This window comes from Flammeovirga sp. MY04 (assembly GCF_001682195.2).
In the GTDB taxonomy this organism is placed as follows: domain Bacteria; phylum Bacteroidota; class Bacteroidia; order Cytophagales; family Flammeovirgaceae; genus Flammeovirga; species Flammeovirga yaeyamensis.
Window position 1 is genome coordinate 2,379,475 of record NZ_CP003560.2, and the last position, 17,532, is coordinate 2,397,006.

13 protein-coding genes and 1 tRNA gene are annotated in these 17,532 nt (G+C 34.2%); 11 read left to right on the forward strand and 3 right to left on the reverse strand.

Translation table 11 applies throughout. The features are described from left to right. Positions 1-48 precede the first annotated feature (48 nt). Positions 49-621, reverse strand: a complete 573-nt coding sequence (locus tag MY04_RS09615; protein ID WP_066209030.1) for a YqgE/AlgH family protein — start codon at positions 619-621, stop codon at positions 49-51. A 638-nt stretch (positions 622-1,259) separates the two neighbouring features. Here MY04_RS09615 and MY04_RS09620 point away from each other — a divergent pair. The 4 genes from MY04_RS09620 (at position 1,260) to MY04_RS09635 (ending at position 6,420) form a co-directional block, all read left to right on the forward strand. After that, positions 1,260-3,503 carry an ATP-dependent helicase gene (locus MY04_RS09620; protein ID WP_066209032.1) on the forward strand — a complete coding sequence of 748 codons (2,244 nt, stop codon included), beginning with the start codon at positions 1,260-1,262 and terminating at the stop codon, positions 3,501-3,503. A 115-nt stretch (positions 3,504-3,618) separates the two neighbouring features. Then, a complete protein-coding gene (locus tag MY04_RS09625) occupies positions 3,619-4,722 on the forward strand; it encodes a hypothetical protein (RefSeq protein WP_066209034.1) in 1,104 nt (367 codons plus the stop codon). Position 4,723: 1 nt separating this feature from the next. Continuing rightward, positions 4,724-5,707: a YpdA family putative bacillithiol disulfide reductase gene (locus tag MY04_RS09630; protein WP_066209036.1), complete on the forward strand. Its 984-nt coding sequence runs from the start codon at positions 4,724-4,726 to the stop codon at positions 5,705-5,707. Beyond that, positions 5,707-6,420: an SDR family NAD(P)-dependent oxidoreductase gene (locus MY04_RS09635; RefSeq protein ID WP_066209037.1), complete on the forward strand. Its 714-nt coding sequence runs from the start codon at positions 5,707-5,709 to the stop codon at positions 6,418-6,420. Before MY04_RS09630 ends, MY04_RS09635 begins: the two co-directional genes overlap by 1 nt. Before the next feature lie 139 nt (positions 6,421-6,559). Here the strand turns inward: MY04_RS09635 and MY04_RS09640 are convergent. Further along, positions 6,560-6,635: transfer RNA gene (locus MY04_RS09640), tRNA-OTHER, on the reverse strand. A gap of 549 nt (positions 6,636-7,184) precedes the next feature. Between MY04_RS09640 and MY04_RS09645 the strand changes: the two genes are divergently transcribed. The 7 genes from MY04_RS09645 (at position 7,185) to MY04_RS09675 (ending at position 16,796) form a co-directional block, all read left to right on the forward strand. Continuing rightward, the gene (locus MY04_RS09645; protein WP_084005823.1) at positions 7,185-8,828 is read left to right on the forward strand and encodes a sensor histidine kinase; all 1,644 of its coding nucleotides are present in this window, start codon (positions 7,185-7,187) and stop codon (positions 8,826-8,828) included. Then, positions 8,821-9,528, forward strand: coding sequence for a response regulator transcription factor (locus MY04_RS09650; protein ID WP_066209041.1), 708 nt, complete (start codon positions 8,821-8,823; stop codon positions 9,526-9,528). The genes MY04_RS09645 and MY04_RS09650 overlap by 8 nt, the downstream gene beginning before the upstream one ends. Before the next feature lie 243 nt (positions 9,529-9,771). After that, positions 9,772-10,707, forward strand: a complete 936-nt coding sequence (locus tag MY04_RS09655; RefSeq protein ID WP_084005824.1) for a bifunctional methionine sulfoxide reductase B/A protein — start codon at positions 9,772-9,774, stop codon at positions 10,705-10,707. Between the two features lie 210 nt (positions 10,708-10,917). Further along, positions 10,918-13,146 (forward strand): hypothetical protein, encoded by a 2,229-nt coding sequence (locus MY04_RS09660; protein ID WP_066209042.1) that lies wholly within the window; start codon positions 10,918-10,920, stop codon positions 13,144-13,146. A 132-nt stretch (positions 13,147-13,278) separates the two neighbouring features. Next, a complete protein-coding gene (locus MY04_RS09665; RefSeq protein ID WP_066209044.1) occupies positions 13,279-13,848 on the forward strand; it encodes a glutamine amidotransferase-related protein in 570 nt (189 codons plus the stop codon). Between the two features lie 87 nt (positions 13,849-13,935). Beyond that, positions 13,936-16,140: a SpoIIE family protein phosphatase gene (locus MY04_RS09670; RefSeq protein WP_066209046.1), complete on the forward strand. Its 2,205-nt coding sequence runs from the start codon at positions 13,936-13,938 to the stop codon at positions 16,138-16,140. 98 nt (positions 16,141-16,238) lie between these two features. After that, positions 16,239-16,796 (forward strand): hypothetical protein, encoded by a 558-nt coding sequence (locus tag MY04_RS09675; protein WP_066209048.1) that lies wholly within the window; start codon positions 16,239-16,241, stop codon positions 16,794-16,796. Positions 16,797-16,849: 53 nt separating this feature from the next. On the opposite strand, the gene trhA is transcribed toward MY04_RS09675, so the two are convergent. After that, entirely contained in the window at positions 16,850-17,467 is a 618-nt protein-coding gene (trhA, locus tag MY04_RS09680; RefSeq protein ID WP_066209050.1) for a PAQR family membrane homeostasis protein TrhA, read from the reverse strand. Positions 17,468-17,532 lie beyond the last annotated feature (65 nt).

Below are 17,532 nucleotides of genomic sequence, written 5' to 3' on the forward strand. Positions count from 1 at the left end.
CCACACATGGCGAAAGGCTATACAATATCGTAATCTTAATCTTATTTTCTAATTCATTCGAATATTCTTTGCTGCATTTGCGAAAACTTTATATTTCCCTCCCATTTCTGTGAGTACATGTTTCCACAAATCGTCTACAGGGTAATCTAAAATCTCAGAAAGTCTCATGTTAGAAACCATCCAACTGTCCTCTTTCAATTCCGAACGCAGTTGAAACTCATCCCAACCTGCATATCCCATAAAGAATCTACAGTTATTGTTGTTCAATAGTCCTTTATTGTTAAGTACTTGAATCTCGTTGTAATTACCTCCCCAATACAGACCGTCTTTTAATGGAATGGCATTGGTGACATCTTTAAACTTGTGTATGTAATGTAATGTATCCTGTTCAACAGGTCCTCCTACATATATTGGTGTATCTATGGACAAACGGTTTTCTACTTCTTCGATAGTCACTAAAGATGGTTTATTTAAAATCAGGCCGAATGAACCCGTATTTTCATTATGTTCACACATGATGATTACCGATCGCGAAAAATTACGATCTTTCATAAAGGGCTCTGATATTAATAAGTCACCACTTTCTATAGGGCGGGTTCCAAAGTTGATAGTAAAATCCATAGCAGAAGGGAATTAAATACATTTTCAATGCATGTTCAAGTTATTTGAATTGATATGATGCTAATTACTTAATAGATCATGCTCAAAATTACTGGTTGTATATCACTATAAATTACCAATTGATACTTTTGTTTACAAAAATCTAAAAAGTCTTAAAATTTCATGATTTTAATTTCTAAAATTCATTCAGAAATGCAAAAAGAAACAGTAGTAATTTCTAAATTTTACAGACAATTCTTAGAATATTGCAATAATTATGCGTTTTCATTGGGTTGTGGGCTTTATTAAAAAAACACATCAAATTTGTTGAAGCAACTACTTACTATGCTCTTTATGCAAATTATTTTTTCCGATCTATTTACAGCATTTACTTCTTTCTTCCCGGAGAGGAATATCATTCCTCCCTTAAGAGGACGGATTGTTCACCCTTAAGAGGAATAGAGCTCCTCCCTTAAGAGGAAACATTGTCCTCCCTTATCTAATTGATAAACAACACTACAACTGAGTTTTTATCATCTATCCTTCTTTACTTCCGCTTGCATTATGCGTAAAAATTTATCGACAATAATTCAAAATGTATAAAAAAGTAACAAAATTGATTGTAAATTAGCAGATCAATTGCAGGATAGATTTATATAATGGATTATTTAGAAGGATTAAACCCACCTCAGCGTGAAGCTGTAGTGACTATGGATGGCCCTATGATGATCATTGCCGGTGCAGGATCAGGAAAAACTAGGGTATTAACCTATAAAATTGCTCACTTGATTGCCAACGGAGTAGAACCGTTCAATATTCTTTCTCTAACCTTTACCAATAAGGCATCAAGAGAAATGAAGGAACGTATTGTCGATGCTGTAGGCGATGATGCTAAGAATTTATGGATGGGTACTTTCCACTCCGTGTTTGCGAGAATTCTTCGTTTTGAAGCGGAGAAAATCGGTTATCAATCCAACTTTACTATTTATGATTCTGAAGATGCTAAATCAGTGATCAAAGGAGTAGTAAAAGATTTCCGTCTAGACGATAAATTATATAAACCAAGTGTTGTTTTATCTAGAATCTCCTCGGCAAAAAACAATTTGATATCTTGGAGGGCTTATGAACAAAATAACGACTTACGTTTAGAAGACGAAGCTTCTGGTAGAGCTAAAATTGCGGAGATTTATAAAGAATATGCTATTCGTTGTTTCAGAGCAAATGCGATGGATTTCGACGACCTCCTTTTTAATACATCCGTTTTATTCCAACAACATTTAGATGTCTTAAACAAGTATCAAAGTAAATTTAAATATGTACTTATTGATGAGTTTCAAGACACCAACGTCACCCAATATTTTATCACCAGAAAATTAGCGGCAAGAAACCGTAACATCTGTGTGGTAGGCGATGACGCACAATCTATCTATGCATTTAGAGGGGCAAACATCCAAAACATCCTCAACTTTAAGACCGATTACCCCGAATTAAAGGTGATCAAATTGGAGCAGAATTACCGTTCTACTCAAACCATTGTAGAAGCGGCCAACTCTGTGATTGCTCATAACAAGAATCAGTTAGAAAAAAATACATTTACTCAAAATGCTATTGGCGAACGTATCGAAGTATTCCGAACGCCGACAGATTTAGAGGAAGCCCGAGGCGTAGCACAAAGTATTCAGCAAGCAATGATCAAAGATCATATTCCTGCTTCTGATATTGCCATTCTTTATCGAACGAACTCTCAGTCAAGAGCTCTAGAGGAAGCTTTGGTAAAGTTATCTATTAAAGCTCAAATCTTTGGTGGACTTTCTTTCTATCAGAGAAAGGAAATTAAGGATATGATCGCTTACTTGAAGTTTGTGACCAACCCAAAAGACGAAGAAGCTTTTAAAAGGATAATCAACTACCCTAAAAGAGGAATTGGACCGACAACGGTAAACAACCTTTTTGTAAAAGCGGCAGAGAACAAAATGGGCATTTGGGATATCGTTGCCAATGTCAGAAAGTTCTTTGGAGGTCGTGTGGCGACACAAGTGGAGAACTTTGCCAATATGATTAAGGTCTTCCAAATGCAATCAGAACAAAAGAATGCTTTCGAGACCGCATCATTTATTGCCAAAAACTCTGGTATTCTTAGAGAGTTATACGACGACAAAACGCCTGAAGGTAAAAACCGATACGACAACTTACAGGAACTTCTAAACGGTATACAAGGATTTACTGATGATCCCGAAAAAGAAGATAAGAGTCTAACAACTTATTTAGAAGAAATCTCTTTGATCACCACTCAAGATAAAGAAGATGTTTCAGATGCCATCACTTTAATGACCATCCACATGTCGAAAGGTTTGGAGTTTGATTACGTCTACCTTGTTGGTATGGAAGAGAATCTTTTCCCTTCTCAAATGATGTTGGAAACAAGAGAAGACCTGGAAGAAGAAAGACGTTTATTCTATGTAGCAATTACTCGTGCCAAGCAGCGTCTGTACATGTCTTATGCCTTGCAACGTTACCGTTTTGGTAAAACCATTATGTGTGACCCAAGTAGATTTATAGACGAAATTGCTCCTCAATACATTAGTATGAGAAGAAGCAGTATTTCGGAAGACTTAGGTCCTGGTAGCACACCTGGCTTTTCTAACTTTAGATCTTTAAGACAACAACCTTCCAACTTTATCAGAAAGGCGGTGAAGCCAAAGGATGATCGTCCTTTCCACCCATCAAATACTGATAATCTTACTATTGGACAAACAGTAAGACATACAAAGTTTGGTGATGGTAAAGTAGAAAAAATCTCGGATGAAGGTTTAGACAGAAGAGCGATCATCAATTTCGAAGAGGTGGGTAAAAAGACCTTAATCCTTACTTTCGCTAAGTTGATGATCCTAGAAGATGAATAATCATTTATTTCATATAGTATATTACTTGATTTAAATAATTGTATATTTATGTCAAGACAAGGTCCCACACTTTGATGTGGGATTTTTGTACTATAAAACTACCGAACATAAATACATGAAAGCCTTTATATATATATTCCTCTTACAAGGAATCACTTTTTCCCTTTTTGGTCAAGACATCAAACCCCCTCCCTATTTTTTAGAATTTATAGAGGAAAACCCTACTAAGTTTCACCTTACTTATAACGATAATTCTGGTAAAGTAATAAAATGGCGTGATAACGAACTGTCTACTGTTGGAGGATTAGTCTATTGGCTTTATGTTCTTGAATATACAAGACAGGTAAGCAATGGTACTGTAAAACCAAATGAAAGAGTTCCTTTGTCTGAAATTCAAAAATTCGATGCTAGCTCGAATAAAATGAAATTCTTTCATGACTATCTGCATTACAAAAATAAATTACTTAGAGAAAAGGTTAGGCTAAGTGAAATAGCCAGTGGTTTAATTCATTTCACCACAGATGCCAATGGAGATTATTTGATGAGTCGCCTAGGTATGGATTCGGTGCAAAGAGCCGTTGGTACCTTCCATATGCACAATACCACTACTCTATTTCCTATATCAAGTGCTATGATTCATGTTCACAATCCTTTCCAAGAAGATGAAAAGGAATTTATCCATAGAATCAAGAACGAAAACTTGGGTGAATTTAGAGAGCAAGTATATCAACTCTATGATAGTTTAAATAATGATTCCCTAGGCGTCCTCAAAGACTCTTTTGTTTTTGATTCAGAAAAACACAAGACTTACGCTGCTTTATTAACCGGTCATATGCCTATGGGTATAGTATCCGATTTTAATATCTTGATACAAAATATCAATAACCGTTCGAACGAAGTTTTCTGGAAAGAGAAAATGAAAGAGGAATGGATTAAAGTTGTAGAGAAACCATTAATGGAAGACCCTACTATGGCAAAGCATTATAAACATTGCGGTAGATTGGTATACTCAACAGTAAACTCTGTATCCATTTCATTGTACGGTACTTTTAAAAATGGTAGAACAGCACAACTCACTGCTACATTCGAAGATTTAACTGAAACAGAACATATAGACTTGGCTTTATCAATAAACGACTTTGGTTTCTCTATGATTGAAAATAGAGAATATCTACAGAAAGTAATTGATAAAATCAGCCTTATTCGTCTAAAGAAATAATATGATCTACGACAACATTATTGTAGGTGGCGGTCCTATTGGATTAGCCTGTGGTATTGAAGCAGAAAAAAAAGGATTGTCCTACCTTATTTTAGAAAAGGGGTGTTTGGTCAACTCCTTGTATCACTACCCTGTGAATATGACTTTTTTCTCGACATCCGAAAAATTAGAAATTGGTAATGCTCCTTTCGTTTCCCATAATCACAGACCAGTAAGAAGAGAAGCCCTAGAGTACTACAGAAGAGTACAAACCACTTGGAATCTCAATATTCACCTTTTTGAAAAAGTATTGAATGTTGATAAGTCATTTAACGAAGAAGAGGTCTATAAAATAAAAACATCAAAAGGCGAATATCTAGCGAAAACGGTCACAATCGCTACCGGATTTTATGATATCCCCAACCTAATGCATGTTCCTGGCGAAGATCTACCTAAAGTAAAACATTATTACGACGATCCTCACCTCTACTCTTTTACAGATGTTGCGGTTATTGGTGGTGCGAATTCGGCCATTGATGCAGCCCTTGAAACGTATCGAAAGGGAGCAAATGTCACTTTAATTATAAGAGAAGAGGAAATTAACGATAGAGTAAAATATTGGGTAAAACCCGATATAGAAAACAGAATCAAAGAAGGGAGTATAAAAGTTTTCTTCCAACATGAGGTAAAAGAGGTTACTCCTACTGAGATTATCATAGAAGATATGAACTCAAAGGAATTGACTCGTCTATCGAATGATTTTGTTTTGGCCATGACAGGTTATCAGCCTGATTTTGACTTTTTACAGCGCATCGGGATTACCTTATCAGATGACCATATCAAAGCCCCAGAATACAATACCAATACACACGAGAGCAATCAAGAAGGCATTTACCTTGCAGGAGTAGTCTGCGGAGGAATGAAAACAAATTCTTGGTTTATCGAGAACTCGAGAGTTCACGCAGAAATGATTTACGAAAACATCCATCTTAAACTAAAGAAATAATGAGTAGTAATATTTTTATTACAGGTACTAGCAAAGGCCTCGGAAGTGGATTTGCAGAGTATTACTTAGAAAAAGGTGATCGAGTATTTGGGTTAAGTAGAAGTGCCGCCCCACAACTTGATGCCCAAGAAAACTATACACATTCTTTATCTGATGTTTCTGATTTTGATCAGATAAAAGAAAATATTCAAAGCCTTCTTAGTGGAGTAGATCACTTACAAGTTGTGATTTTAAACGCCGGAATACTTGGTGAAATTAAAGGCATTACTGAAGCTTCCATTTCAGAAATGAAAGAAGTAATGGATATTAACCTTTGGGCTAACAAAATAATACTGGATACTTTATATGAAATGAGTATTGAGGTAAACCAAGTGGTTGTCATCTCTTCTGGTGCTTCTATCAATGGAAATAAAGGATGGTCAGGTTATTCTATTTCTAAAGCAGCTGTAAATATGTTAGTCAAATTATATGCTGCTGAGTACCCTTCTACACATTATACAGCTTTAGCTCCAGGATTAATTGATACTGGAATGCAAGATTATTTGTGTGAAGTTGTAGATCACGACAAGTTCCCAAGTATGCAACGTCTTAAAGAAGCGAGAGGAACAGATGTGATGCCTAAACCTAAAGAGGCGGCCAAAAGAATTGGAGATATTATTCCAGCACTATTAATGACGCCTAATGGATCGTACGAAGACGTTAGAAAGTTATAAACAGTAGTACTTTTTGATATAATTATTAAAGGTTGTTTCATCCATAAATGAAGCAACCTTATTTTTTGGACATAAAAAAAAGGCTCGTAAAACAAGCCTTCTTTTTCGCTATTTCTCATTGCTACTTTCTACTATGAGAGCAAAATTGGGAATCGAACCCATGCCTTGAACTATTCTTGGAATAATCACGCTCTGCCACTGAGCTATTTTTGCTTATAAGGGAGGATTAATTGGTTCTCCGTTTTGTTTGTTACACAATAATACAAAGATGAAAACAGCTTTTAAAGTGTTTAATGGACTCTAATTCTTAACAAATTCTAATAAGTTGAACTTTAGCATTTAAATTGCTAAAAACCAACAATTTACAATCATTTAAATAACTTGTGAAAAATGTTTAACTAATACAATAAAATCTTAAAACAAGTTCTTTTAAGGATTGCCATTAATTTTAAATAAAATCAGTTTTGCAAAAGCATTTATTATTCACTTAATTTTATAACAAATTTAAGATACAAATGTTAGTGCTATGTGTTAGGAGTAATAAATAAGCACATTTAAAATAAGTTTTGTTAAATACTAAAGAAATTGTAAATCATTTTCTTTATTTGTGAATAGTCAATGTAGTGTGTACACCCTTTTGATGTAATACATAAATTATTGTATTTACTAATCAAAAAAATTGAATTCTTATCTTCAAAACATTACTTTGCTTTATTAATTAATAGTAACTTGATAAAACTGATCATTTCAGTTTCTGATATCATATGACAAAAAGACGACTCATTACCATCATTTCTTTGATGTGTATCGCCATGTTTGGCCTTGCTGCATTACAATATTATTGGATTAAATCAGCTATTTCCGAGAGAAAAAGTCACTTTGAACAAGAGATCGGAGAAACACTTACTAGTGTAGTAAAAAGGTTAGAACAACAAGAGATTCTTACGGTAACAAAACGTTATATGGACGATATCTCTGTATCAAACAGCGATATTGTCGTGAGGTATGATTCTACAAAACAGCAAGCTTACTGGACACATAAACAGAACATTAAGATATCCCAAACCATCAGTTCAGATAAATTAGCAGAAGACGGTATTGCCTATAAAGTTCAAGAAAAGGCCGAAATTAAAAAGACCGGTACTGCAACAAAAACCGTATTATCTGATTTTGAGGAAAATAAATATGGTATAAGTGGTGATTCATCCATTAAAAAACATAGTATTTTAAGTAATATCACCACAGACTCAACAGCTAAGAAGCGTTTAGACAAGGCCATGGACTTGATCATGAAAAAAACGGAGTTGGTGAATCAGGTAGTTTCAGAAATGATATTATCGGAAAATACCATGCTGCAAGATAGAGTGAATTTTGGTACACTAGATTCCCTATTAAAGCAGGAAATGGAATTAAGGGGAATTAAAACCAAATACGATTTTGCTGTTAAGCAAAAAGACGGTATTAAAGAAACGGTGATAATGAGTAGCAACGTAGAAAAAAATGCTACAATCATCGAAAGTAAATACAGCATATCATTATACCCTAAAGATATCTTCGACGACTCTAACGTTTTGTATTTACAATTCCCAGAAGAAAATAGATTTCTGATCAGCAAAATGCGTTTTGTTCTTTTTTCATCTTTAGGATTTATTTTGTTAACACTTCTTACTTTTGTGTTCGCAGCTAGAACTATTATAGAGCAAAAACGTATTTCAGAAATAACAAATGATTTTATATCTAATATGACACACGAGCTGAAAACACCGATTTCCACTGTTGCTCTTGCTACTGAAGCCTTAATGGATCCGGATGTACAAAAAATGCCTAGTATAACAGGTAGGTATTTAGGTGTTATAAAAGATGAAAATCAGCGACTTAGCCGTCAGGTTGAACGTGTCCTTCAGATTGCCCGTATTGAACGTGGTGATTTAAAATTAAGGAAAGTTCCTGTAGACATGCAGAAGATAATGAAAACTGCCTACGAGAACACTTTAATAAAAATTGAAGACAGAGGAGGTCAATTAAACCTCAACTGGGACGCAGAAAACGTAAAAGTTACTGGCGATGAGTTACATTTATCTAATATTATTTTTAACTTGTTAGATAATGCGAATAAGTATTCTCCGGAAGCTCCAAAAATTGATCTGATGGCCACTATAAAAGGTGAAAATCTAGAGATAAAAGTTTCGGATAACGGACAGGGAATACCAAAAGAACACATTTCGAAAATCTTCGATAAATTTTACAGAGTGCCGACTGGTAATGTTCACAATGTAAAAGGATTCGGTTTAGGTTTAAGTTATGTAAAAAACATAGTCCAAGCACACGACGGTACGATTAAGTGTAAGAGTGAACTTGGCCGAGGAAGTGAATTTATAATACAACTACCAATATCTGAAAATGGATAAAACGAGAATTTTACTTGCAGAGGATGATCCTAACTTAGGGATGTTATTAACGGAGTACTTAGAAGTTAAAAATTTTGAAGTTACACGTGCGCAAGACGGAGAAGAAGCTTTAAGAGCGTATCAAGACGGAGATCATGATTTATGTATCTTTGATGTGATGATGCCAAAGATGGACGGTTTCACATTAGCTGAACGTATCCGTAAATCTGATGTTGATATTCCAATTTTCTTCTTGACTGCAAAGTCGATGAAAGAAGATACATTAAGAGGTTTCGAAGTAGGTGCGGATGATTACATTACTAAGCCATTTAGTATGGAAGAGCTTTTAGCTCGTATTACTTCTATCCTTCGCAGAACTAAGAGCAAAACTGATTCGAAAGAAAAACAAACAATTTTCGAAATTGGTCAGTTTACATTCGATTTCAATGCACAAATGTTGAAACACAATGTTGACGGAGCTGAGCAACGTCTTACTTCTAAAGAATCTGCCTTATTACGTTTATTGGCTATTCATAAGAATGAAATTATGGACCGTTCTTTAGCTTTAAAGAAAATTTGGTTAGACGATAACTACTTCAACTCAAGAAGTATGGACGTGTATATCACAAAGCTTAGAAAGTTCTTGAAACCTGACGATAATTTAAGAATCGTGAACGTTCACGGTCAAGGTTTCAAATTAGTTGAATTGACAGCTGAATAAGCTTCAAAAATATATTTATTTTTAAAGCCACCTTATGGGTGGCTTTTTTTATACCCTAGTTTTTCGAATATCAAAAAGTCGTAGTTTATTGAGTATTTCAATTAAAATACTGTTAAAATCAATCTCAAATAAAACAAATGTGAAGTGTACCACATTTTGATTATATCAACTTTACTAAACTTGTAATATCAAATTATACACCTATGCGATAGCTTAACCGCTTATCAACAAAACATTATTACTATGAAAAAGATTATCAAATTAATTGCTCTATTATTTATATCCACCTTGATAAATGCTCAGAATATGAAAAAATCACCAACAGAATGGAATAAACTGAATGATTTTGAAACATATGTTATCGTAAATAAAGGAACAGAACGTCCGGGAACAGGAAAATTCGATGCTTTCTTTGAAGATGGAGTGTATACCTGTAAAAGATGTGATGCACCATTATATAAATCGGGAGATAAGTTTGATGCTCATTGTGGATGGCCTGCTTTTGATGATGAAATCGAAGGGGCAGTAAAAAGAAAAGTAGATGCGGACGGTAGACGTACTGAAATTCTTTGTGCGAACTGCGATGCCCACCTTGGACATGTTTTCGAAGGAGAAAGATTAACTGATAAAAACGTTAGACATTGTGTGAACTCTGTATCTTTAAATTTCTCTCCTGAGGAAAAAGAAATGCCTGCTACAACAGAAGAAGCTATTTTTGCTGGTGGTTGTTTTTGGGGTGTGGAGTACTTCTTTGCTGAATTAGATGGTGTTATTGATACTAGTGTTGGATATACTGGCGGAGCGAAAAATAACCCTACCTATAAAGAAGTTTGTTACACTGATACAGGACATGCAGAAGCATTAAAAGTGACTTATGATCCATCAAAAGTATCCTATGAGACATTGGCTCGTCTATTTTTTGAAATTCACGACCCAACACAAATAGATAGACAAGGTCCAGATGTAGGAAAACAATATAGATCTGAAATCTTCTATAAGAATGAAAATCAAAAAATTATAGCAAAGAAATTGATTAAAGAATTAAAAGATAATGGCTATAATGTCGTTACCCAAGTAACCATGGCAGATACATTCTGGGATGCTGAAGAGTATCATCAAATGTATTATTTCAAGAATAAGAAAAAGCCTTATTGCCATGTAAAGATTGAGCGCTTTTAGTTCAAATTAAAGAAATTGATTAAGACTGTTTCATATAATATTGATGCAGTCTTTTTTTTGTTTTCCCATCATAAATTTCAACATTTCAAGTTTTAATATCAGTATTGAATTATTTAACCCTTTAAGATTCTCATACAAATAGATATGTGAACTGAATTTAAACCACGTATGTTTAAAAGTTTACATCAGCTTTTTTTAAACACCCAAACTATGAGAATTACCCAAATGCTATTCATATGCTTACTATCATTAAGTATATCAAAAGCATCAACTATCACTTGGTTAGGCACTAAAAGTACCGATTGGAATGACGCCGATAATTGGAGCCCCTCCTCTATTCCAACTTCATCAGATGATGTTGTGATTGATAATTCGGCTACTGATACTTTAATAATAGATGAAACAGTGACCATCGCCGACTTTTATATCACCAACCAGAACGAATTGAAAATCATTTCTGGCGGCACGCTAAACTGTAGTAACTTTTATATGGATCACCGTTATGGTGAATTTATTATCGAAGATGGGAACCTTAATGTGACCAATCACTTTACGGGTACTGGAGAATATGAATCGGAAGGCTATTTTACAATGTCTTCAGGTAATGTAAATATTGGAGGCAATTTTTATTGGAGTATAAGACCCGGAAGACAGCACGTTACTATAACGGGTGGTACAATTACCATTGGCGGTAGTATAAAATGTAATTCGGGGTCATGGACAATTAGTGGAGGCGAATTTATTATGACTGCCTCTTATCAAGATCGAGTCTCCATTGGTATATCAAAACTGACAAGTTACTTAGACGTATGGTTTTACGATCTTACCATCAATACAGACTCAGCGACTGATTCTGTCATCATTCAATCCGATTCCTGTAGAGATCTAAGAGTACAACGCTATTTAAATATCAATCAAGGTATTTTTGCTCCGAATGTAAAAAGAGATATACAAATCGATAGTACGACTACACTTAACAGTGGTAATTTCATCCCTAATATAGGGACCACCAATGAAACTCTATTTATAGATGGTTTAATAATGAACGGAGGTACAGTTGATTTTTCCAACATCACAGGAACTTCAGACATTTATATTCAGGGGGCATTGAAGATGAATAGTGGAATCATTAACATGATGGAAGAAATTAATAGTAACTACTTTGAAATATACGATGATGCCGATTTTAGTGGTGGATCCGTTACAGGTAGTAATTTTTCTTTATATGTGGAAGGCTCCTCCAACTCTGAAATCAAATTGACCACAGGAGGAAATAAGTTTGATAATGTATATGTCTATAACAATGTCACCGTTACTCTTCAAGATGATTTGACTGTAACCGGTTCAATAGGCTTCCAATATGGTCACTTCGAAGCTGCTAACAGTTCCATAGGTATTATACTTGAAGATAATGCCACTATTATAGACAATGGCACATATTATCCAGAAGATATTGCACATGCCAATTGTAAAGTCACCAAGAAAGGGAACGATGCTTTTGTTTTTCCTGTAGGCGACGGAACGTATTACCGTCCAATTACAATGTCAGCCCCTGCTGTCACCACAGATCAATTTACTGCTTCTTATTATTACGCCTCACCGAATGCAGCAGGGTACGACTCTACTGCTCTTGCCGGATCGTTAAGCAAACATATTAATGCCAATGAATACTGGATCTTAGACAGAGATGCTGGTTCTTCTAATGTAACTGTCACCTTATCTTGGAATAGCAGAACATCGAATACTCCCGAGGCAGACAATTTAAAAGTGGTGAGATGGGATGGTATAAAGTGGGATGACCATGAAGGGACACCATCAGGAAGTGCAAGTTCTGGAGAGATTGTTTCTAATCTGATTACTAGTTTTAGTCCATTTACAATACATTATGAAGGAAGTATGGATCTCCCTGTAGAGCTCATTCATTTTAATGCAGAATTAGTAGAAGACGGTGTCTTTATTAAATGGGCAACTGCTACAGAAATTAATAATGATGAGTTTGTCATAGAAAAGAGTAATGACAAGACTACGTGGGATGAAGTGGGTAGAATACGAGGATCAGGTAATAGTAATGTTAGAAACGATTACCACATATTGGATGCTTGGAACCCTGCATTTGGAGAATTCTACTACAGACTTGTACAAATTGATTTTGATGGAACGAAGACCTACTATGATCCCGTTCTAGTGAAGAATAACGATAAGAACCATATAATATCAACATATCCTAACCCAATTAAAAATGGAGATTACTTAAACATTAATTTAAACAGTTATGACCACTATAAGGTTAGAGTTTTTAATTCACATGGTCAGCTTATTGATGAATTCGATGCTGAACACTCCCACCATTATTTAGTCGAGGGACACCATGGAATTATTTTCGTTGAAGTAATCTTACCTGACAAAAGATTTACAGAAAGAATTTTAATAAGAGATTGATTAACTTTTCTACATTTACAACCTCTAATTAATCGAGCACAGTCGTAATATATTTTATTACGACTGTTTTTTTTTAATTTAGTATTTGCATACCGGATAATACAGCTATTGTCATCAACTCTAGATAAACATATGAACGAAATAAAGCATCTAATCATCAACTCAGGATCAACTAAAACACCTCAAATCGCTGACCTATTAAGTAAAGAAGGACTTGATTATACACTAATTGATCTAGAAAAAGTTACTCTTGATATTTTCAATTCACATGATAAGATAATAATATCAGGAGCTCCCATATTATTACATAAAGAAGATCCTGCTCCTTATATCAAATTACTTTCTCCCTTACTTGAATTAGATAAACCTGTATTAGGAATTTGTTTTGGTCATCAAATGCTTGGTATATTAGAGGGAGGTAAAGTAACGCTCACTCAAGAAAAAAGAGATCAAGAAGCAATTCATCAATTAATTATTGATCCTTTATTTGAAGAAATACCACAAGATGCTGAATTTATTGAGGACCATTGTGAGAGTGTTTCTATTACTGATCATTTTTTATTGCTCGCAGACTCAGAGAGTTGTTTTAATGAAGCAATGAAACATAAAACAAAACCATGGTATGGTGTTCAATTCCACCCAGAGGTGAGTACGACAAATGGACATCAGTTAATAAAAAATTGGTTATACTTTTGCTCTTAGTTAGAACTAACTACTAATAATAAATAAAAATTGGCAACTATCAATTACTCTTTCATCGTTTTACTATTCATTTTCAACTTTGCTTTTATGCAATTTTCATTAGCAAATGAGATCAATGAAGATATTACTTTAAAACAAGTCGAAAAATTAGAAGACTCCCCTGCAAAAGTTTCACAACTTTCGCAATTGGCTTTGAGGCATCAAATAAATTCACCTCATCAACACAGTATGCCTATTAGTATTGTGAATAAAGCCATTAAGATTGCTAAAAAATTAAGGGATAAAGAGGCAATCATTGAAGCAACAAACACAAAGGCAATTATCTTCCGAAACTTTTCTACGTTTGAAGAGGCAATCGCTTTGCATCAAGAGGCTTTAGCTTTGGCAAAGAAAATTAAAAGTGATCCTTTAACGGTAGTGATACTTTTAGATTTGGGCACGACTTACAATACTCAAAATGAACATGATCTAGCAGATAAGACTTATAAGAACGCTCGATCGCTTTCGAAAATATCGAAGCAATATGAAATGGAATGTATTTCATTGCTTAATCTCGGTTTTTTGGAATTGGAGAAAGAAAATAAAAAAACTGCGGCTTCCTATTTTAGTGTCTCTAAAAAAATATCGACAAAATATAAATATAAAAAGGTCTACATCATGTCTGAATTAGGATTGGGAAAAGCGAATTATACTAATTCTAACAAACAGAGAAAAATATCTAAAAAGTATATGCTCGCAGCTGTTTCTGCATCAAAAAGCAGAAAGCAACCTTATCTTGAGGGCATAGGAAAGGTAACCCTAGGTAGAGTGTATATGAGAGAAAACAACTTATCAAAGGCTTATACTTATTTTTCTAGTGCTGTAGACATACTTCAAAAGTTTTTGAACACTCAATATCTAAGTAGCAAGTTTAGAAGTTTGGACGAACCGTTTAATTTCAAAACCAATTATGCGGAAGCGTTATCCTATAAAAACTCTATGCGCTACTATAGAGGAGAAATCTCTCAATCTCAATACAATAGAGCCGTTAAAGAAGAATTGGCATTGTTTGGCAATCCGGATCAAGAGGAACTGGATCACCTTAGAAACACTTTAAAAGAACTGAAGCAACATTATTCATTTCTCGACTCTATTAATCAATTAGATGAAGAACAAGCAGCCGTTTTATTAAAAACGTATTTGGATCAACAGAAATCAAAATTGAATAATCTTGAAGGAGATAAATTCTATCTAAAAAATCTATTGGAAGAAACGGAAAGGCAAGCAGAAGAGAAAATTCAATTACTAGAACAAAAGAATGAACTGCAAGGAGTATTTATTGAAAAACAAAAATGGGCATCATTGTCTTTGGCTTTACTTCTAATATTTATTGCTTCCGTTGGTTTCTTTCAGTTTAGAATAGCGACCAATAAAAAGAAGGCAAACCGTGAGTTGGAAAAACAAAACTTAAAAATATCGGAACAAAATATTGAAATCAGTACTTCAGCAGATAAACTTCAGAATGCGTTAACCACTTTACAATATCAAAATAAAAAGACCGAAGAAAGCATTCATGCGGGATCTAAGATTCAAAATGCAATGCTTCCCGACCATGATTACATCTCTAGTTTAGTGAAGCAACACTTTGTTTTTTATCAACCAAGAGATATTGTATCTGGAGATTTTTATTGGGTAGGTAAAAAGAAAAAGCATGTGGTTATTGCCGCTTTGGATTGTACAGGGCACGGTATACCTGGAGCATTTATGTCGATGATGGGAAATACACTTTTCAATCAAGTAGTAAATATCGAAGGAGAAATTTCTCCAGAGGCTATTTTAATGAAAATTGATAAATACATTGCCGAAGCTTTGCATCAAGGACAAAATACGACTTCTAGAGAAGGTATGGACGCTGCTGTAGTCGTTATTCCTCCTGATGCTGATACCATTGAATATGCCGGTGCTAAGAATCCATTGGTCGTAGTTTCAGAAGGTAAAGCTACATTACATAAAGGAGTAAATAGACATGTGGGTGGTAACTTAAACAAAGGAAAACAAGTAACGTTTGAGAAACACAGCATTCCTGTACAACCAAATGATACCTTATATATTTATTCGGATGGCTTCCAAGATCAGTTTGGGGGACCAGAAAATAAAAAGTTCATGAGAAAGAATTTATTAGTTGAATTCGAATCGATTAATACTTTCGGTATGGAACATCAAAGAGAACATTTAAGTAATGTATTTAATGAGTGGAAAGGGAATCACAAGCAACTTGATGATCTACTTATTTTTGGATTCAAATTGAATTAATCATTATATCAATAAATGCTTTCACTTGATTAAGAATATATTGAGTATATATCTGTGGTAGTCTTTCAATTTATTATTTTTCTAAAAATTGAAAGACTATGAAAAACCTATTACTCATTATACTTATTGCACTTTCCAGTATTGCTTATGCTCAAGTGGATAAAACTAAGGAAATCAAGCTCTACAAGGAACTTTACACTGGAATGACTGGTGAAGAAGTAGAAAACTATTTGAGAAATTCACTTAAATCAAATAGAGAGGTAAATGGCGATTTTAAAATCAAATTTCTTGATGAAGACGCTTATCTTTTACCTATCTACGAAAACCACAAATTAGTAAAGGTGCAGATCATTTTTAAGAATGGTGATATCGAAGGGATTCAAACTAGTCTTAGATACATCGAAAAAGCCTTTCTGAATGCAGACAATTGGAAAAGAGTCAAAAACGATAAGTTTAAATGGCTTTTCTACAAAGAATTGGACAAAGTGATTAATGGAAAAAATCAAATATCTGTGTATTCTCTAGGAATTTATCATGATGAAATTGGGCACCGTTGGCATGGTATAGTTTATATTGCTCCTAGAATGGAAGAGCCCGATCAACTCGATGAAGAGATGGTCAATAAAAAGAAAGGAATGATCAGTTCAGATCTTTAAGATAAACCAAAAAAGAAGTTGTCATTACAGTAAAGGTCAGACAACTTCTTTTTTTATGTAAATAGGTACACACTTAAGAACATAAATGCACTTCCCAAGAGCACAAATAAATGCCATATAGCATGTGAATACGGTAATTTTTTCATTGCATAGAATATCACTCCCACAGAATAAGCAACACCTCCTGCTATTAGAAACCAAAAACCTTCTTGTAATTCTGCATGCAAAGTAGATAGTTTAAAAACAGCAATCCACCCCATTGCTAAATACATTAAATTGGATAACCAAGCATATTTTATCTTGAAAAATAACTTGTATATCATTCCTGCCAAAGCAATTACCCAAACTAATATTCCAATATACAATCCACCGCTTTGTTCAAGTGATAGAAAGGCAAAGGGTGTATAGGTACCTGCAATCAAAAGGAATATTCCACTATGATCTAATTTTCTTAAAAACAGTTTTACTTTTTCTATGGCAATTAAATGATAAGCAGTTGAAGATGAGTAAAGGGAAATCATACTTACTCCAAAAATAGAATACACTACATATTGTGTTGTTGAATCTGCCTTTATTAGTAACAACACCATTGCCACAATGCTTAATACCACTCCCAACCCATGGGTAATTGTATTTACAATTTCTTCTTTATCTCGGGTAATAATGTGCATCTTAAAATAGGTTTATTTATAAATGATTATTCATTCACTATTAAGACCGCATTAAACATCCATTT